This is a genomic window from bacterium (assembly GCA_013360215.1).
Classification (GTDB): domain Bacteria; phylum CLD3; class CLD3; order SB21; family SB21; genus JABWCP01.
In genome coordinates this window covers 172,335-190,054 of the sequence record JABWCP010000003.1, presented here as the reverse complement: position 1 = coordinate 190,054, position 17,720 = coordinate 172,335, and the positions used below count along the sequence as shown (strand labels likewise).

General features: G+C 46.2%; 15 protein-coding genes. 3 read left to right on the top strand and 12 right to left on the bottom strand.

The window, feature by feature from the left end; genetic code table 11:
• A complete protein-coding gene (locus HUU58_03390; GenBank protein ID NUN44700.1) occupies nucleotides 1-744 on the bottom strand; it encodes a serine/threonine-protein phosphatase in 744 nt (247 codons plus the stop codon).
• A gap of 162 nt (nucleotides 745-906) precedes the next feature.
• Here HUU58_03390 and HUU58_03385 point away from each other — a divergent pair, with 162 nt between their 5' ends.
• Nucleotides 907-1,299 carry a hypothetical protein gene (locus tag HUU58_03385; protein ID NUN44699.1) on the top strand — a complete coding sequence of 131 codons (393 nt, stop codon included), beginning with the start codon at nucleotides 907-909 and terminating at the stop codon, nucleotides 1,297-1,299.
• A gap of 106 nt (nucleotides 1,300-1,405) precedes the next feature.
• Here HUU58_03385 and HUU58_03380 read toward each other — a convergent pair whose 3' ends face one another.
• From HUU58_03380 to HUU58_03370, 3 genes are all read right to left on the bottom strand, one after another.
• Nucleotides 1,406-1,993 carry a hypothetical protein gene (locus HUU58_03380; GenBank protein ID NUN44698.1) on the bottom strand — a complete coding sequence of 196 codons (588 nt, stop codon included), beginning with the start codon at nucleotides 1,991-1,993 and terminating at the stop codon, nucleotides 1,406-1,408.
• Nucleotides 1,994-2,058: 65 nt separating this feature from the next.
• On the bottom strand, nucleotides 2,059-6,177 hold the full coding sequence (locus tag HUU58_03375; protein NUN44697.1) for a T9SS type A sorting domain-containing protein: 4,119 nt from the start codon (nucleotides 6,175-6,177) through the stop codon (nucleotides 2,059-2,061).
• Nucleotides 6,178-6,235: 58 nt separating this feature from the next.
• Nucleotides 6,236-6,658, bottom strand: coding sequence for a hypothetical protein (locus HUU58_03370; protein ID NUN44696.1), 423 nt, complete (start codon nucleotides 6,656-6,658; stop codon nucleotides 6,236-6,238).
• A 295-nt stretch (nucleotides 6,659-6,953) separates the two neighbouring features.
• Here HUU58_03370 and dprA point away from each other — a divergent pair, with 295 nt between their 5' ends.
• Together dprA and HUU58_03360 are read left to right on the top strand one after the other, a co-directional pair.
• A complete protein-coding gene (gene dprA / locus HUU58_03365; protein NUN44695.1) occupies nucleotides 6,954-8,066 on the top strand; it encodes a DNA-protecting protein DprA in 1,113 nt (370 codons plus the stop codon).
• A 20-nt stretch (nucleotides 8,067-8,086) separates the two neighbouring features.
• The gene (locus tag HUU58_03360) at nucleotides 8,087-8,446 is read left to right on the top strand and encodes a response regulator (GenBank protein ID NUN44694.1); all 360 of its coding nucleotides are present in this window, start codon (nucleotides 8,087-8,089) and stop codon (nucleotides 8,444-8,446) included.
• A 75-nt stretch (nucleotides 8,447-8,521) separates the two neighbouring features.
• Here HUU58_03360 and HUU58_03355 read toward each other — a convergent pair whose 3' ends face one another.
• The 8 genes from HUU58_03355 to HUU58_03320 form a co-directional block, all read right to left on the bottom strand.
• Nucleotides 8,522-9,865, bottom strand: coding sequence for a hypothetical protein (locus tag HUU58_03355; GenBank protein NUN44693.1), 1,344 nt, complete (start codon nucleotides 9,863-9,865; stop codon nucleotides 8,522-8,524).
• A 116-nt stretch (nucleotides 9,866-9,981) separates the two neighbouring features.
• Nucleotides 9,982-10,860, bottom strand: coding sequence for an MBL fold metallo-hydrolase (locus HUU58_03350; protein ID NUN44692.1), 879 nt, complete (start codon nucleotides 10,858-10,860; stop codon nucleotides 9,982-9,984).
• Nucleotides 10,861-10,884: 24 nt separating this feature from the next.
• Complete coding sequence (locus HUU58_03345) at nucleotides 10,885-11,256, bottom strand: response regulator (GenBank protein NUN44691.1); 372 nt, start codon at nucleotides 11,254-11,256, stop codon at nucleotides 10,885-10,887.
• A complete protein-coding gene (locus tag HUU58_03340; protein ID NUN44690.1) occupies nucleotides 11,253-11,816 on the bottom strand; it encodes a gamma carbonic anhydrase family protein in 564 nt (187 codons plus the stop codon). Before HUU58_03340 ends, HUU58_03345 begins: the two co-directional genes overlap by 4 nt.
• Nucleotides 11,817-11,890: 74 nt before the next feature.
• Nucleotides 11,891-14,827 carry a hypothetical protein gene (locus HUU58_03335; GenBank protein NUN44689.1) on the bottom strand — a complete coding sequence of 979 codons (2,937 nt, stop codon included), beginning with the start codon at nucleotides 14,825-14,827 and terminating at the stop codon, nucleotides 11,891-11,893.
• 22 nt (nucleotides 14,828-14,849) lie between these two features.
• Nucleotides 14,850-15,722: an ABC transporter permease gene (locus HUU58_03330; protein NUN44688.1), complete on the bottom strand. Its 873-nt coding sequence runs from the start codon at nucleotides 15,720-15,722 to the stop codon at nucleotides 14,850-14,852.
• A 152-nt stretch (nucleotides 15,723-15,874) separates the two neighbouring features.
• Complete coding sequence (locus HUU58_03325) at nucleotides 15,875-16,018, bottom strand: hypothetical protein (GenBank protein NUN44687.1); 144 nt, start codon at nucleotides 16,016-16,018, stop codon at nucleotides 15,875-15,877.
• A complete protein-coding gene (locus HUU58_03320; protein ID NUN44686.1) occupies nucleotides 16,015-17,595 on the bottom strand; it encodes a sodium-dependent transporter in 1,581 nt (526 codons plus the stop codon). The genes HUU58_03325 and HUU58_03320 overlap by 4 nt, the downstream gene beginning before the upstream one ends.
• Nucleotides 17,596-17,720: the final 125 nt, after the last annotated feature.

Below are 17,720 nucleotides of genomic sequence, written 5' to 3'. Positions count from 1 at the left end.
TTACGCGTCAACCTGATCGACAAATATGACGATTGCCGTCATATTGTCCATGGCGCCGCCGGCATACACGATATTTTTGATAGTGGCACAAATTTCTTCTCCTGAAAATCCGTTGCCCGCCATCTCGGCAATAGCCCCGTGACCGACATACTCGGACACGCCATCCGAGCATAACAAATAAAAATCCCCGTTCTGTATATCGGTGTCATACGTAAAGACGTCAATATCCGGCTTGTGCGCGATGCAGCTCAGCAAAACATTGCGCATCGGATGACGTTTAGCTTGTTCGGTGGTAATAATGCCTTTATCCAAAAGCTGCTGTACCATGCTTTGATCATGGCTGAGTTGTTCGGTTTTACCGTTGCGAACACGATAGATCTTGCTGTCACCGACGTGACCGATTAGCGCATGATTCCTGAAAAAATATAAGATCGATAAGGTGGATCCCATATTTTTAAATTCGGGCTTTTGTGCTTCCTGATACACATAAGCGTTGACCCGTTTGACCGTGCGTTCAATAGCGGCGAGTTCACTGACAGCTTCATTCGCCGATTCCCGTGTGGCATCGGGGAACCATTCGTTGAATTTTTCAATCGTCATCTGACTGGCCACTTCGCCGGCCAATTCTCCGCCGAGTCCGTCGGCGACTATATAAAGCTGGTTTCCTGTAAAAAAACTGTCTTCATTGTGTGTGCGACTGGGATTGAGCCCCCGATCGGTGATACTGGCAACGCGTAACTGCATAGGTGATCGTTAGATTCCGTTTTTTAGTGAGAGCAATCCGAAATAATAGAAAAAAGAGAATGGATAATCAAGAAATCACTTTGAATTCAATAATTTGTTTTGACTCTTTCGTTAGCGAAAGTTATTATTTGACAATCAAACTAAGGTAAAAGAGGTGACTTCATGAAAGCGTTGTATTTATTTTTGATGTCAGTAGTTTTGACAGGTATTGTTTCCGCACAGGATAAATCCTACAATACAGATCAATTGAAGACGGCTAAACGCATTTCGGAAGACCAGTGGAAAGGTTTGTTGGATGCATCATCGCAGCGGAGCAATGGATTTGTGACGGCGGCCAAAGGTACGACGGACTATATGGCAACGCAATTGGGATACACGGTTTTAAAATATAATCAAACGATCGAACTTAAAGCGGAAGTAATCGCTGTTTTAGAAGGTGTTTATTCCGCCGGACAGTCCAATGCCGGTACAGCGGGGACACGTAATCCTAAAACGTTTAAGCTTGGTCCGGGAAAATACGAAGTCAAAGAGGGTATTATTAAAAGAGTTCCGTAGTTTTGTAATGCGATAAGTTTTTGATTCGTCTTTTAAGTTCAATTTCCACATAAAAAAACCTCCCGACAAAATCGGGAGGTTTTTTTAATGAATATGCTTTGATTACTTAAGATGCAGATCCGAGTGATTCCAATTTAGCCAAAAGTAATGAATGAATATTGGGATCGGACACATTGACGCTATAACCAGATTGGTTGGGCAGCATTTTTATGGCATCTACACATGACTGATATTGTTGAAGCAACAAATGACTGCATGCTTTAATGTATACGATATGGTCAACATCTATGCGTGAATCTAACGATAAAGTAAACGCAGGATTTTTGCGAATAACAAAGTTTGCTTTATCGATGACGCTTTGCGCAGTGGATGCGCTTGCATCAGTGGCCCATAAGGCTAGCCCCCATCCAGCATATCCGTCCACATTAGAATCACCAGCGGCGGCGGCAAATTGTGTGATGGCACTGCTGTAGGTACCGAGCCGATTGTAGCACCATCCTGCACCGACTTGCGCCGACGCTCCTTCTTTATCTACCAAGCTGAGATATGTCGTAAGTGCATCGGCATAGTTGCCTGAAGAAAAATCCGTTTTGGCATCATCAAGATCAGGACCGGATGATTTACCGCCCCCACCTCCGCAGGCTACCACCAAAGTGATGGCGATAGCAAATAAAATCCATTGCATATTTTTCATATAAAGTATCCTTTTCTGTAAGGCCATTATGTTTACACAACGACGGCCTGTTTATAAAATTAAACTTATTTTACAAAAAGCATTTTGCGGTTTTGAATGACAGAACCAGCCTGCATACGATAAATGTAAACGCCGGTTGAAACCGTTTGTCCCGCATTATTTCGACCGTCCCAAGAAACGTTAAAGCGCCCTGCCGGTTTGTGTTCATTAACCAATGTACGCACTTCTTGTCCAAGCATATTGTACACTTTGATCACTACACGGCCTTCATTCTTAACAGAATAACGAATCATTGTACTGGGGTTAAACGGATTGGGATAATTCTGCTCGAGCTCATATTTATTTGGGACAACGTTATAATCCGGATTATAGTAAATAGCTACCGGATTGCCTGTATGCTTGGCCATGACGCGTCCATTATTAGCTTCCGCTATGTGGCGCCATTGGCCTTCTGCAAATTCGTAAATACCTATGCGGGATTCGTCGAATTGTGGGTCAGCAACAACGTCTTGTAACCCTTGTACATTGGCTTCGACTTTAAGATCAGCGCCGGGAGCCGTCGCCATCATGCGAATCGCAGGCGCGATTTCCGTCCATCCGGTAGGAATATTTTCAGCCGCTGTGGTCGTGGCCAAAATATACCCCTCGTTACCCTTACCCGTAATGGTATATTTATCAATTACTAGTGGTTTCGACAGTGCAGCAACATTATAGGTCACGTTTTTGGATGAAAGGTTATCAGAAGTATCTTTAGCGCTGACGGCCACCGTGAGTGTGCGCGATGAAGCGATCGTGTACGTTCCAAAATAAATATTACCTTGTTTGGACAAACTCACCGACTGGCTATTGACCGCTAATAATACATTTTTAATGGGTTCGTCCGCCGTGACCCCAAACTTGACTGCATCAATAGCCGGTGTAGTCAGGGCGCCAACCGACAATACTGGGGCAACAACATCGTTTTCGACATTAACAGTAAACGATTTGTTGAGCTTATAACCATTGTAGGCGTATGCGCTAACGGTCACACTTCCCACATAATCGGTCGTGCTCGTAAGATATAGCGAGTCGGAAGAAATCACCGGCACGACGCCACCGTTGGAAGTTTTGACAGAATAGGTAAAGCCCGTTCCATCCGGATTAGTAAAATAGGAAGAAAGTTTTGCGGCAAACACTTTGGAAAAATTCTTTCCTAGTCGCATTGTGGCTATCGTTCCGGATGATGTAGGTATAGCAGGGATACCGGATATATCTACGGTCCACACCCCACGCCCGTGGGTTGCGACGATCACCTGTTTGTCTTTGATAGACATTTGCCAGATGGCTACCGCAGGAAGACCGTTATTGGCATAGGACCATGTTGCACCGTTATTGGTAGAAATAAATAAACCAATCTCCGTACCGGCCCAAATTTCATTGGTGTTATGCGGCATTACGATCAATGTATAAACCGCAACATCGGGAAAGCCGTTACTGCTGTTGTTATCATCGCCGAATCCGGAAATATCCTCCCAAGTGGATCCTAAATTAGTCGTTCGCAAAATTTTCGGAGCATCGGCAACTGAAAACAAAGCATAGGCTGTGCTGTCTTCACGGGGGTGCGTAGCAAATCCACTAATCAATCCGATCGTCGAAGTCGTGTCATTGCTGTTAGTAAGGTAGTTATTAACAGGAGCGAAAGTGGCACCTCGATCTTTTGATACATGAACTTTTCGGCGCGTACCAGTATTAGACATCCCTCCATGTGCCCAAACGATATTTGAATTGGCTAATGATATCTCTGTACCTGACATGCTCCACATACCCCATTGCGAAGGAATTGAAACAAGAGTCCATGACGATCCAAAATTAGTAGAGCGATAAACCCCTTGAGCGCCTACCGCAAATACAAGATCAGGATCAAGTGGGGAATTAGACAAGTTAGACACAAAAGGTGCATTACCGGAACCGGTTGCCAATCCTGAAATTGAATTTGAAAACGATGCACCTGCATTGGAAGAACGTTGGACGCCGTTGAATTGCGACGCGCCAAGTAACAAGTTTGAGTTTCCGTAGTTCCACAGCGCTTCAAACCCGTCGCCTCCGATTTTCGAAGCCCATCCGGATGTTGATGTGGGATTTGCAGAACTCAACCATGTACCATTATCCTGTGCGCCGGCGATATATGTATTCGATCCTTTAGCTTTGTCAACTCCGTAAAATTGGGTCGTATTGTATCCGCCGCTTGCTAAGGCAAATGATCCGGCCGAATCCAAAGATATCCACACACCACCATCGTTCGCATTGAGTATTTTAAACGGTGCACCGGCGACCGGAATAATCATCAGATTGTGGTGATCCGGATGCACATTGGAGTTAGGTCCGCTAAATTGTCCATAGGGATCAGAACGTACTTCCGATGTGCGAAGTTTTGTTTGATTGGTAATACGTGTCAGGGAAATTTTTGAATCCGGAATGGTTGCAGGATTCCAATCCACATCAGTCGGAAGTGCCGGTCCTACTTCAAGTACTACTCTGTATTTAAAACCCCCGTCAACGGTAATATTAGGATCCGGAGTGCCACTGTTGTACGTGGATCCTTCGACGAAAAAATATTCTCGATATACGCCGTCTCCGGAGCTCAGCTCTATGTCAAATTCGCCGTCATTGTTTTCATCACGAAAACTAATGTTGATTTGACGGTTATTGGTTACATCCCACGCTTCAAAAGGCACATTTACATAATTTTGATATTTATAGTTTGGCGATGTTTGTCCTGCTCCTTGAGCGTCGGTTTTGAAACGATGGGCTTTTTGAGAGCGGCCGGGTCCAAAACGAACTTCGATACTCATATTGGAATCTTGGCTTGTGAGTCCAACGGGGTTGGTGCTTCCAAATCCATTTTCTCCTGTACTTACACCGCCGCCTAAATATGAAAGTCCAAAATTTTGGAACGCAAGCCAACCGGCCGTTCCGACGGTGTCTACTAGAGTTACACGGACAGTGGGCCCGTCACCGACAATACTATGTTTGAAAACGGATACACCGGCTGTATAGCATACATTAGGATTAGTTGGGTGGGCGACGATGGTATTATCATACCATCCTTGGCCGTTAAGCCAATCAGGATTGGTACCGGTTTGAACGTTTACTAGGTACCATTGTGTACCGCCGTTATAGGTTACATACAAATCCGATAAATCGGATGCATTCTCAACCGCTAAATATAGACGATTGGTATCCACCGGTGATATGGCAACCTCTATACGTTGCGCTTGTGTAATTCCGGTGGAATAGCTCGTCCATGTAATCCCACCGTCTAAAGATTTAATAATCCCGCTTGCATTTTTGGATGCATACTGCGTATTCCAATTTTGAGGATTTGCCACAAGATCTTGAACCGCCGATGCTGAAGTATGTACTTTGGTCCAAGTATCACCGCCATCGGTAGAACGCATAATACCGGTATTTGTAGCGACGACCAAAGTGCTGGGATCGGTCGGATGAACGGAGATTCGATTAACAAATTCAAAATTACGATTTGAACTGGAAGAATTAACGGCGATCGTACTTGCAAGTTGTGTCCAGCTCGCGCCTTTGTTGGTCGTTTTAAAAATACCATCACCGCCGACACCGTCTAAATTACCGAAGCCTTCTCCTGTGCCGACATAAATAATATTATGATTGGAGGGAGCCATTGCGAGTGAGGTCGTAGCAAGATTGGGGATGCCTTCGGTCAACGGAGTCCATGAAAAACCGCTATTGGTGGTTTTCCAAACACCGCCGCCGACGGATCCGGCAAACCACGTCGCACCTGTGGCATCGTCGGGATCTACGATCATACCGCGTGTACGTCCGGGCACATTGTTGGGCCCGCGTTCAACCCAGTCCAGTGTTGCACCGGTTTTGCCTATACGCTGAACTGAGGTTCCTATTTCTCCGTCTTTCGGGATAATTCCGAAACGGCGCATTTCAGTTAACTTATAGTTTTGCGGATAATCCGATTTGGTTTTACCGTCGCGGATCCGCATATCGCGAAATGCTTTGATAAATTCATCGGGTTTGTCAAAACGTTTGACTTCTTCTTTCTTTTTTCGGTATTGCTCCGGTTGGCTCGGTTTCCAATCGGACGTCGTGATTACAGCCAGTGCAGTGATGGTTGCCGTCATGATCAACCAACTGCGGGATCGTAAAAACCCTCTCATGATAGACTCCTTTGCGGATTAGATGAAGAGTAATGTTATTGGATATAGATATTATTTATTAATGTGCTTTAGCTTGTAAGTCGGTTTTTTTATGGGTCTGAATGTTATATATGTAACCGTTAGGAGAATGTTCGCCTTCTTTGATTATTCCGGGTATAAACGTCACGCGTACTTCAGATTCGGATACCCATTCGGCTTGGGCATTGGCTATGGTTTCTTCAAGCACGATCTGGCCGGAGGCGGCTTCGATCAACAAAAAACTCAATACATTGATCTGCGGAGGGCGTTCCGGGCGCGTTTCTTTGATGCATAATACGTAAGATCGCTTACTATTGAATACGTATTTAATATCTTTTGAAAATTTTTCGATAGCAATCAATTGATATTTTTCCGCACCTTGCTGGGCCTCAACCTGTGTACGCGATGCACTGCATGCCGCAATCAGAGTCCAAAGCAACAAAAGCGTAGATTTTACGATCATAAAATCCTCATAATAATTTAACAAAAAGATGCGAACGATTTCAGCCGCCCCATATACGGCATGTACTTTATAAGAACTGGTACTTGAAAGGTAAAATAATTTATGTAAATGGATTATAAAGTCAAGCGGAAATGGTTAAGTAGCTGTTTTGAATAGTTATAAAGTATGGTGCTTTTTTAAGTAGCTTGGGATTCATTTTTACGAAAAACAAACCAGCGCTTCTTGCATTTATGCGGAGTGCATATTACATTACGCGGCTTTTCGATTGGGGAAATTCAAACGGATTGATCTATCTATGAGTGTGACGCATCGTTCGCATAAGGACCAAAATTTTGATTTATTACGCCTGATCGGTGTGCGCGGTATGGGGCATGCCCGATTGCGCAATCTTATTCGTCACTTTGGGTCGCCCGCGTCCGTTCTCAGCGCTTCGGCCAAAGCATTAGCTGCCGTGCAAGGTATGGATGCGCCGACCGCCGAGCGCATCAAGCAGGACCATGAAGCAAGCATTGCTTTTGCTCATGCGCAGATGCGATCCATGCAGGAAAGCGCGACGGAATTATTGGTTTTTTCCGAATCTGGATTTCCGGAATTACTCACACAAACTGAAACCGCACCCACGTTTTTGTTTGTGCGCGGGGCAATAATGCCGGAGGATGCCCATGCGATAGCGATCGTCGGAACACGTCAGCCGACGGCGTACGGGCGTGCGATGGCAGAAAAGCTTGCGCAAGAGTTAGCTCAACGCGGTATTACCGTCGTCAGTGGGTTGGCGCGGGGTATTGATACGGTAGCGCATGCCGCGGCATTACGCAGCGGAGGACGTACGATCGCCGTGCTGGGTTCCGGCGTGGATCATATCTATCCCAGTGAAAATTACAGATTGGCTATGGAAATAGCGCACCGCGGTGCGATCCTGGCGGACTATCCGATGGGGACAGGCCCGGATGCAACGCATTTTCCCGGACGAAACCGAATCATCAGCGGACTTTCGCTCGGTACAGTTGTCATTGAAGCCGGCGAAAAAAGCGGTGCTCTGATTACGGCGGATTATGCACTGGATCAGAACCGCGAGGTGTTTGCCGTGCCCGGCCTGGCTACCAATCCGCAAGCCAAAGGCAGTAATCGATTGATCCGTAGCGGTGCTAAACTCGTCGAAACGGTAGATGATATTTTGCAGGAATTAGAAGGTCGTTTAACACAAACAAAACGTATACCTACACCGGCGATCCAACTCAGCTTGGAAGAACAATCGGTGTATGAAAAATTATCACCGGAACCGCTTCACATTGATGCTATCGCAGAGGCTGCCCGTATGAATGCACATGAAGCGCTGTCCCATCTTTTACAGTTAGAAATCCGCGGTGCCGTGCGTCAGCTAAGCGGTAAACATTTTGTGAAATCTTAAATCTTAAGAAGGAATATACCGTGCCCAAAAAAGTTTTGATCGTGGATGACGAAAATACCGTACGCAGCCTTTTGAAGATCGTATTAGGCAAAGCCGGTTTTGAAATGGATTTTGCAGAAGACGGTTTGCAAGCGATAGAAAAAGTCAAATCGTTTGACCCGGACGTGATTATCCTGGATACCAATATGCCCCATAAAAGCGGGATCGAAGTTTGCAGCGAAGTGAAAGCCGTCAACCCTGCGCGGCCTAAGATTATTTTTCATACCGGGTCGCTTGAAGAATACAAAGCCAAAGCGGAGGCGGCAGGCGCCGACGCAACGTTTGCGAAAACGGGTATGGGAGGCATGGGCAAATTAGTCGAGTTGATACAAACGATGTAAAATGATTTAACAAATACTGAGCTTAAATTAAAAAACCCGGCCTTACCGGGTTTTTTAATTGATACTTTTTTGATTTCAGCTCTTAGGAAAATACCGCGAATACACGGCATCAGTGAAAGCAATGGCTTCACTTTGGTACGGATTGATTTCGAGCCGATAGAATTCGTCATCAATGATGTTATTGGCATCTTTCCAATTTTTGGCGGCATTGAGTGTCGCAATGAGATCAAAAAACTCTTTGTCTTTTTTCTTAAAGAGCTTTTTGATATAGGTCTTTTTGTCTTTGTCTTCGATGATTTTGTTGAGGTCTTCGAGCACATCGGCCTGTCCCATGTTTTTGGCAAGCTGATCGGCAAACTGATCCGACACACTGGCGTGGCCGCCGGATGACGGTGTATGGACCTCCGCTTTGGGCGTTTCAACAGGTTTGGGGGCTTCGGCTTTGATCGGCTTTACTTCCGGCTGCGGTGTAAGTACGATATCGTCATCGTCCTCTTCGAAGAGCGCATCCACATCAGCCATCACCGGTTCTTCTGCGATATCTTCGATCTGTGAAACCAGATTATTGAGATTTTTGGTATTAATGATATCGGTTTTGTCGTCGTATTTGGTGACTTCCACTTTAGTCGGTTTGACTTCCACTTTGGGTTCTATATCACCGGTGGACAGGTAGGATTTGAACATGGTGTCAAGCACACTGACAGCGAGCGTAGTTTTTCCTTTGCTGATGGCTTGTTTGATCGCTTCGACGTATTCCGGTAAACTGCGATCCTGATAAGCATTTACCAAAATATCAGATTCCAAAACGTCGCTTTGCTGGGTGCGTCCCATATTGAGAAATCCGACAATGACTTTGGCAACGTTGACGGCGGCAACCGTTTTGTCCTGCGACAGCGCTTTTTCGTCCAATTGAGCGATGAAGTTTTTAAACTTGGCTCGCGAAATGGTCTCCATGGCGTTAGTGGCAAAATAGGTTTCCAACGCTTTGTAATAATAATCGTAATCGAGAAAATACTTCATCGAATCTTTGACTTCCGCCGGCGTGAGCGTTTCATCGTCGCGATAAATAAACTGCACCATCGTGCGCTGGGGTGCGATAAGGAAATTGGATTGCAGTTTGACAGCCTGCTCCATATTACGGTGTAATTTGGAGCGATTGAAGATCGCTTTGTTTTTCAGGATCATATAAAGTTCTTCAAACTTAGCGCGCACCTCGGGATCATCGTAATTAAAACGGCCCGACGATAAAAACATGGAGGATTCTTCACGAATCCATTTTTCGGCTTCACGATCGAAATAGTTTTTATAAAAACTGGGGATGTCTTTAGATTTGAGGTCTTTTAGGGAAATATTAGGTTCTTTACCGAGCACTTGTTTGTCTAAGTAAAGTACAATATTGTCGAGTTCGACAATGTTCATACGGACTCCTGTCGTTTTAAAAATGATGATGCGGCCACCCGCCCTATCTTCAGGTGACGCAAACTACCGATTACACTATATTTTGAGCGCTAGGAACCGGCACAGTTCTTCGCGCATCAGAGTTCGATTTCCAATCCTTCCCGCGCCCCGAACGCTTCGGCGCGTGCACCTTTTTCGCGGAGCAGATTTTTTACGTTATTGACGATACCGTCCACAAATGCATCATCATGGCTCGGATCGTGATGATGAACGGCCAGTCGTTTTACGTTGGCTTTCCATGCGATTTCAGCGACATAATCGTAAGGTGAATGGCCCCAACCGACTTTGGTTTTATACTGTTCGGGTGTGTATTGGCAATCGTGAATCAGGAGGTCGCAATTTTTGGAAAACTCAATAATGCGATGGTTGTCTTTACCCTGATATTTCATGCCGGCCATTTCTGTAGCATCGCTAGCCTGAATGGGATAGGGTTCGTTGTCGCTGGCATAGACGACCGATTTGCCGTTGTATTCCACGCGGTAAGCCAAGGTGAATCCCGGGTGATTAAGATACATGGTATCAACACGCGCTCCGCTGATTTTGAAGCGCCCTTCATAAAGTCGCTTAAATCCTATAGCGGCGGGCATGTCGGACAATTCGACAGGGAAATACGCGCTTTTCATCTGATCTTTGATGATGGTTTCCAATTTGATGTCCACTTCTTCACAGCCACAGATCAAAATTTTATTACCAGGAATAAATGCCGGTACAAAAAAAGGGAAACCCTGAATGTGATCCCAGTGCGTATGGCTTAAGAGAATAATGGCCTCGACCGGTTTTTTACCGCGCTTCATCAAATCGTTACCAAGTACGCGGATACCGGAGCCCATATCGAAAATGATCATGCTGCCGTCATCAAGTGTCAGCTCGCCACAGGAGGTGTTGCCGCCGTAACCAACGGTTTCCGGGCCGGGCGTTGGGATCGAACCGCGAACGCCCCAAAATTTGTATTTCATACGATATCCCTTGTAAAAAAAAGATCAGACCGTACCGAGTACGGCATTGACTTTGTCCACCAGTTCTGAAGCAGCGGTGATTTTTGAAATATATTCATTGGCACCGAGCTTGAGCGCATTTTTCTTATCCACATCAAAGATTTTAGCTGAACACACAATGACTTTGATATGTTGTAAGTCGGCTGAGGTACGAACATTGCGAAGGATTGTAAAACCGTCCACTTTGGGCATCATGATATCCACGATAATGAGGTCGGGTTTCTCACGGCGAATCAAATCCATCGCGTCCGAACTGTCGGTATGCGCCACAACGTCAAATTTACCGATGTGGGAAAGAACTTTACCGGCGACCGAAACAAAGTCCTGATCGTCGTCAATGATAACGATTTTTTTCATACATTTGAGGTTTGTGATGAAGAAAAAACAACCGCTGAATCCAAAACGTTTAATGTTCTGTAATCCGCGGCATAACGTATATAATTTTGCGGTATACGATCAATCATCGCGATTTCGTCGTCCGTCAGAGATCGTACGGGTTTGGCAGGAACACCAGCCATCAATGTGCGTTCCGGTACTTCGAACCCTTCTCGGACGACAGCACCCGCCGCGATCATGGCATACGGGTGAATCACAGCGCGATCCAGTATTTTAGCGCCCATACCGATCAGAACATGATCGTGAACGGTACATCCGTGCACGATGGCACCATGACCGATGGACACATCATCACCGATCACCGTGGCATATTTATCCAGCGTGCAATGAATAATTGCACCGTCCTGTATATTAGTTCGTGAACCTATCCGTATTGTATTCACATCGCCGCGAATCACGGCATTAAACCAAACTGAACAGTCTTCACCCATAACGACGTCACCCACAATAATGGCACCGGTCGCTAAAAAAACCGATTTCGGAATAGCTGGTTTTTGACGGAGGTATCGGTGGATAATCATGCTTAGTTTGATAATGAATGTGCCGCAATATAGAGACCGAGCCGTGGAATATCAAGCAAAAATTCCCGTCCCAATTACGCCAAAGTGCATCGTAATGTGGTTCGTGTTCCGCCGTTTTCGGCTGTTTCCCAACGGATGTCGCCGCGGATTCCCCGGGTCCGCCGCTTCAGATTTTTTACGCCGTATCCGCCGTCATGGGAATGCTGGGCGTCAAAACCGATGCCGTTATCCGTGACAACCAAAACAAGTTCATCGCCGGTAATAACCAAACGGATGTGTACGAACGAGGCTTGCGCATGTTTGATGATGTTGTGAAGAAGCTCTTTGTAGATAAGGATGATGTTTTGCCGATAGGGCATGGTAACGGTACGGGTTAGGTTTTCGGACGGAAAATCGAGCGTGTAAGGCAACGTATCTCCCAACAACTCGGAGGTCAAATCCTTCATGCGTAACATCATCTCGTCAAGTTGATCCTGATGCGGTTGAATAGCCCAAATGATATCGCGCATCGTATCTACGGTTCGGCGTGCGACATTGCTGATGCGGGCCAGTTGCTCTTTTTCTTTGTTTTCAAAATTTTCTTTAGCGCTCAGCATTTCTGACAGCAACGCAATATTACTCAGATTGGCGCCGATCTCGTCATGCAGATCGCGTGAAATGCGTTCACGCAGTTCGAGATCCATCACACGGCGTTTCCATCGTCGCACTGTGGCAAAACGTACGGCTCCGATCAATAAACCAACGAGCACCATTGCGGTCAGACTCATAAACCAATTGCTTTTGTGCCAGGGTGCCGTCACTCTAAAAGTAAAGGCATCTTCTTTTCCGATCTGACCTGCAAAATTGCGGGCACGCACGCGAAACGTAAAGACACCTTCCGGCAGATTGGTATAATCCCGGCGCGTCTCGGTTGTCCAATCCGACCACATATGATTGAAACCTTCGAGCCAATATTGAAATTCGTTGAATTCCTGACGGGTAAAACTCGTTGCGGCACATTCAAACCGAATGCCCATGGCCGGATATTCCGGTATCTGTGTAGGATTACGGAACCGGATATTGTATTCGGCTCGGCTGGTGTCACTTTGCAAAGTAATTCGGCTAATCAAGGCATGAAAAGGAGCCGTCGTGTTGTCGGCCGTATGGGCGTCATAACGAATGATACCGTCCGGTCCGCCGAACCAGGCTATGCCGTCGTCGTCTTGCATACCATTCCAAATCACGTGGCGATCGGCGCGGACCAAAATGGGTTTCCCATAGTGGATGGATCCGTTATCATCCATCGTGGCGCGGTAGGTATTCGCGCCGCGCTTAGTTTCTACGCTAACCCAGAAATTATGACGATCAACGGCATGCATCCATATACCATAACCAACAAAGACATCGTCGGGTGCTTGCAATGCGGGAGGGCGTAGGAAACGATCCTTGTCAAACGTCATAATGCCGGATGAGGTTGCAAAAAGTAAGTGTTCGTTGATCATGAAAGGCCGAATTTCACCGGGCGGCAAACCATGCGACGCACCGTAACGCGTGACCTGTCCCGGCGTAGTATAATGCATCACCCCGCGAAACATCGTACCTAACCAAAATTTTCCCGGCGCATACTCTGTGATCGTACGTATCTCATCATCAATGCCCTGCCACGCCGCCGTCGAAACCCATCTCCCGTTCTGTTGACGATATATATCCACTCCTTTGGCATGACCGACTAGAATTTGTTTGGCATCTGACAGCGTGGTGGCGATCACATAATTATAAGGGCGATCGCTGATTCGCTGAATGACATGATCCCGCAAAGCGTACACACCGTCCGTAGCGGCAATAACAAGGGATGTTCCGGCAGAGTACAAGTGCCATACGGAGGAGGAAATTCCGGTTACACGCTCCAGTTGATGCGTGTTGTTTTTAGATAGGCGGTAAAGGCCGTCAAACGTTGCGACATAGAGATTTCCCTGATGACGGGCGATTTTGAAAACCGAGCCGGTCAGACCGTTACGTTCGGAAAAAAAAGTATAGCGGGAAGGATACTCGACACGTGCAATTCCTTGATTGAGGCCTGCCCATAAATTATTTTCACGATCGGTAAAAAGATATAAAATGGATTGATCCATAAGACCGGATGATCGATCGAATGCGGCAATGCGCCGACCGAAACGGTTCATAATCCATATCCCGTTATCCAGCGTAGCGATGGCAACCGTCGAATCGCTTAATAATGTCGCGTGGTATATCTGATGCCGCGGCAGATCGGTATGAACATCGCCCGCAAACGGCATGATTTTTTCGTCCTTCCAAAGAAAAATACCGCGTTCACGAGTAAAAATCATCGTTGCATCGTTTTCCCACGGTAGCATCGCGTAAATCCGATCCGATGCAAAAAACGCTCCGCCCGGCGCTAGTACCAGCGTATCGTTTTGCAACAGGTGTAATCCGTGGCCTCGTACGATCATATAGATCGCATTTCGAACTTGAAACGAGAAATGAAGCGAATTGGGCGGTTGGATGGTGCGTACGAACCGAAATCGTTCAGGCGATTCCGGCGGTGCGGATTCGAAAATAAAAATGCGGCTAAAGGTTTGAAATACGATGCGGTTTCCTATGCAAAACGATTTCCACACATCGCCAAAATGGCGATCCGGTTCCGGGATGGCAGACAGTAGAGATACAAATTGGCGCTGTCCGTTGGAGTCCGGCCATAAGTAGCCCAAGTCGTCTACTGCACCCGCAAAAACTTCATCGGACGTATTGATAGCGATCGAACGTATGAATGCGCGGCCCGGCGTTTCCGTGACGCGCCAATGTACGCCGTCAAAAATAAGCAACCCATTGGAATTGCCGAAGTACATGATGCCGCGTTGATCCTGAGCGACAGCCCAATTTTGTAAGCCGGCAGGGATATCACGCATGGTGTAGTTTTTGATATACGGATAGCCAGTTTCTTCCTGAGCGCGGAGCGAAGCCGTCGTCAGTATAAGCGCAATAAAAAGAGAGGACGTGATGCAACGAGGCATGCTTTTTTCGTTCATAAATCAATCACATGTCGCTGATTTTTTCCTTCAGAAAAAAACGAATTGAGACAAAACTTCCGAATAAGCCGAGCAGAATACCAAAGCCGACCACGATGGCCGGTATTTCCCACGAAAACTGCAACGTCGGTAAAAGATAACGTTGGACGATGCGGATCAAGGCATAAGCTATACCGGTGGCGATCAGGCTTCCCAAAACACCTTGCAGGATGCCCTCAAGAATGAACGGCGCAGCGATAAAACTGTTTTTGGCGCCAACGAGTTTCATCGTTTTGATCACATCGCGTTTGGCATAGATGCTCAGTTTGATGGTGTTGGATACCAGCAGTACGGCGGCCAGTGCGGCGATACAGCCCAATCCGATGCTGATCATATTATACAAATCTACTTTTTCATCCAAAGCGAGCAGGAGTTCTTTTTGGTAGCTGACTTCGTCGACGCCGTCAATCGTTTCTAGAGTCTGGGCAACGGCGAGCACATTCTGCCAATTGCGGTACTCCGATTGCAGACGAATTTTGAACGAGGCGGGGAGCGGATTACTTTCTACGAGATCAAAAATATCATCTGCACCCATAGCTTTTTTGAGGATCCGCGCCGCATCGGATTTTGAAATAAACGTCACCGATTCGACGCCTTCGATGTCGCGAATGGCGGCTTCTATTTTTTTAGATTGCGGCGTGTCCAAAGCGCGGTCAAGGAACGCTTCCAGTTCCACGCGACTACGTATGTCTTCGACGAGTTGATTGATGTTGAGCGTGATGATCAGAAAAAAACTAAAGAGTGACAACGCGATAGCGATGATCGTCACGGCGACAAATGTAGATAATGTCGCGCGATGCAAACCGCTAAAGCTTTCTTTGAACAGGTATCCTAGATGCAAGTTGATGATCCGTTTATTGAGTATAACTTCGGCGCAATATAGCGAACCGCATCATGCCGTACAACAGGAGAAATGCGATTTGTTTTCGCCCAATAAAAAAAGCGTACGCTCGAGATGAGCATACGCTTTTATAGATGAAAGTATTTACTTGATTACCGCGGGACGTTGTCGTTTTCCGTAAAAGAATCCGGTTCGTCATGCGGTTTGGTCGTCAGTGCGAGATAAAAGAAGTATCCTGTCGCTCCGATAACTACGATGTAGGTGATCAGCATAAACGCTAATGCGGATGAATTCATGATGTAAATCTCCCTTCGCGGATACGTTTTTTATATGCGATAAATACTAAAATAGATACTCCGACAAAAATGCCCAGCAATACAAATCGCGAGGCATTGACATACATGATGGATTCTTGTATTGCAGCGATTTGCACAGGATCCGTAGTGGCAGCTATTTTATCATATAGCTTTTTATTGCTTATCGTATTCCAAATATCCGGAAGACTCTTCACAAATACCCATCCGAGAAGAATCGGTGTGATAAATTTGATGATAAATTTGAATACGTTAGGTACTTTAATATCGGCGCCGTCGGTGATTTCTTTCCAGCCTTTATCCATACCAAAAACCCATGCAAAGAGGATAATTTCGAATAAAGCAAAAATCACCAATGAAACGGTGCCGGCCCAATAATCATATTCATCGAAAACCCCGTGGTGAAAAAATAATACGGTGGGTAATCCCAATATGAGTATGGTAAAGCCGAATGCCCATGCGGCTTTTTCGCGCTTCCATCCGAACTCGTCCATCATGAAACCCATACAGGGTGTACCCATCGCGAGGGAGGATGTAATTCCCGCAAAAAATAAAAGACCAAACCAAAACACACCGGCCAATGCGGCAAGGATCGGACCCCACTGCGTAAAAAGGTAAGGCAATGTTTTGAAACCCAACCCAAGCCCGCCGCTGGCGGTCATTTCGATGACTTTGTCGATGCCGAGATATCCGACGGCGATAGGGATCAATATTGCACTACCGAGCACCACCTCCACAAATTCATTCATCCAGCCCGCAGACATAGAATTGAGAGCAATATCATCTTTGGATTTGACGTAGGATGCATAACAATGGATCGATCCCATACCGACGGACAATGTAAAAAATATCTGCCCGGCGGCGGCCAGCCATACCTTGCCATCCCAAATCGTGTCAAACTGAGGCGTCCATAAGAAATTTAAACCGACGGTACCGTCATATATAGCGCCATTTTCCCCGGCACTAAGTGTAAATCCGCGAATGGCCAAAAGAATGCCGAAAAGAATTAACAACGGCATGCCGATTTTGGCAACTTTTTCGACACCGCCGCTCAACCCTTTGGAAAGAATCCAGGTGTTGAGAAATAGACACAAGAGCCAAATGATCACATTTTCAAAACCGGAAAAGCCGAGATACTCATTAAAAAATCCTGCAACCTGATCTTGGTTCTGACCATTGAAACTGCCGACGAGCATGTGATAAACATACGCGATGGTCCATGATTCAAGATAACAATAGTACGCCGCTACGGCAAGGTTGGTGAAAATCCCGAACACGCCGATGTATTTCCAAAATGAGCGTTTGTCCATTGAATCTAAAATGAAAGGCGTGCTGTGGTGGCCGTTTTTACCGCCGTAACGTCCCATGGCCCATTCCACGAAAAGCAGCGGCAATCCCATCAAAAGAAAACACACCAAATACGGGATGATAAAGGCCCCGCCGCCATTTTGTATCGCCTGTACCGGAAACCTTAGGAAGTTTCCCAGTCCGACGGCATTGCCTGCCATCGCAAGGATCAAGCCTACACGCGAACCCCATGCTTCTTTGTTTGTACTCATAAACCTCTGTTCGTTAAGTGAAAAAATTGAATTGTACTATAACGGAATTCATTGCGTTTTTGTGTACATTAGCCTATGTACAGCATACCGGCATCGCGCGAATCAACGCGGGGATATGTAATCCG

What these genes read in the sequence shown, in the direction of transcription:
- HUU58_03390 (NUN44700.1), bottom strand. Translation starts at nt 744, where the DNA reads ATGCAGTTACGCGTTGCCAGTATCACCGATCGGGGGCTCAATCCCAGT.
- HUU58_03385 (NUN44699.1), top strand. Translation starts at nt 907, where the DNA reads ATGAAAGCGTTGTATTTATTTTTGATGTCAGTAGTTTTGACAGGTATT.
- HUU58_03380 (NUN44698.1), bottom strand. Translation starts at nt 1,993, where the DNA reads ATGAAAAATATGCAATGGATTTTATTTGCTATCGCCATCACTTTGGTG.
- HUU58_03375 (NUN44697.1), bottom strand. Translation starts at nt 6,177, where the DNA reads ATGAGAGGGTTTTTACGATCCCGCAGTTGGTTGATCATGACGGCAACC.
- HUU58_03370 (NUN44696.1), bottom strand. Translation starts at nt 6,658, where the DNA reads ATGATCGTAAAATCTACGCTTTTGTTGCTTTGGACTCTGATTGCGGCA.
- dprA (NUN44695.1), top strand. Translation starts at nt 6,954, where the DNA reads ATGAGTGTGACGCATCGTTCGCATAAGGACCAAAATTTTGATTTATTA.
- HUU58_03355 (NUN44693.1), bottom strand. Translation starts at nt 9,865, where the DNA reads ATGAACATTGTCGAACTCGACAATATTGTACTTTACTTAGACAAACAA.
- HUU58_03350 (NUN44692.1), bottom strand. Translation starts at nt 10,860, where the DNA reads ATGAAATACAAATTTTGGGGCGTTCGCGGTTCGATCCCAACGCCCGGC.
- HUU58_03345 (NUN44691.1), bottom strand. Translation starts at nt 11,256, where the DNA reads ATGAAAAAAATCGTTATCATTGACGACGATCAGGACTTTGTTTCGGTC.
- HUU58_03340 (NUN44690.1), bottom strand. Translation starts at nt 11,816, where the DNA reads ATGATTATCCACCGATACCTCCGTCAAAAACCAGCTATTCCGAAATCG.
- HUU58_03335 (NUN44689.1), bottom strand. Translation starts at nt 14,827, where the DNA reads ATGCCTCGTTGCATCACGTCCTCTCTTTTTATTGCGCTTATACTGACG.
- HUU58_03325 (NUN44687.1), bottom strand. Translation starts at nt 16,018, where the DNA reads ATGAATTCATCCGCATTAGCGTTTATGCTGATCACCTACATCGTAGTT.
- HUU58_03320 (NUN44686.1), bottom strand. Translation starts at nt 17,595, where the DNA reads ATGAGTACAAACAAAGAAGCATGGGGTTCGCGTGTAGGCTTGATCCTT.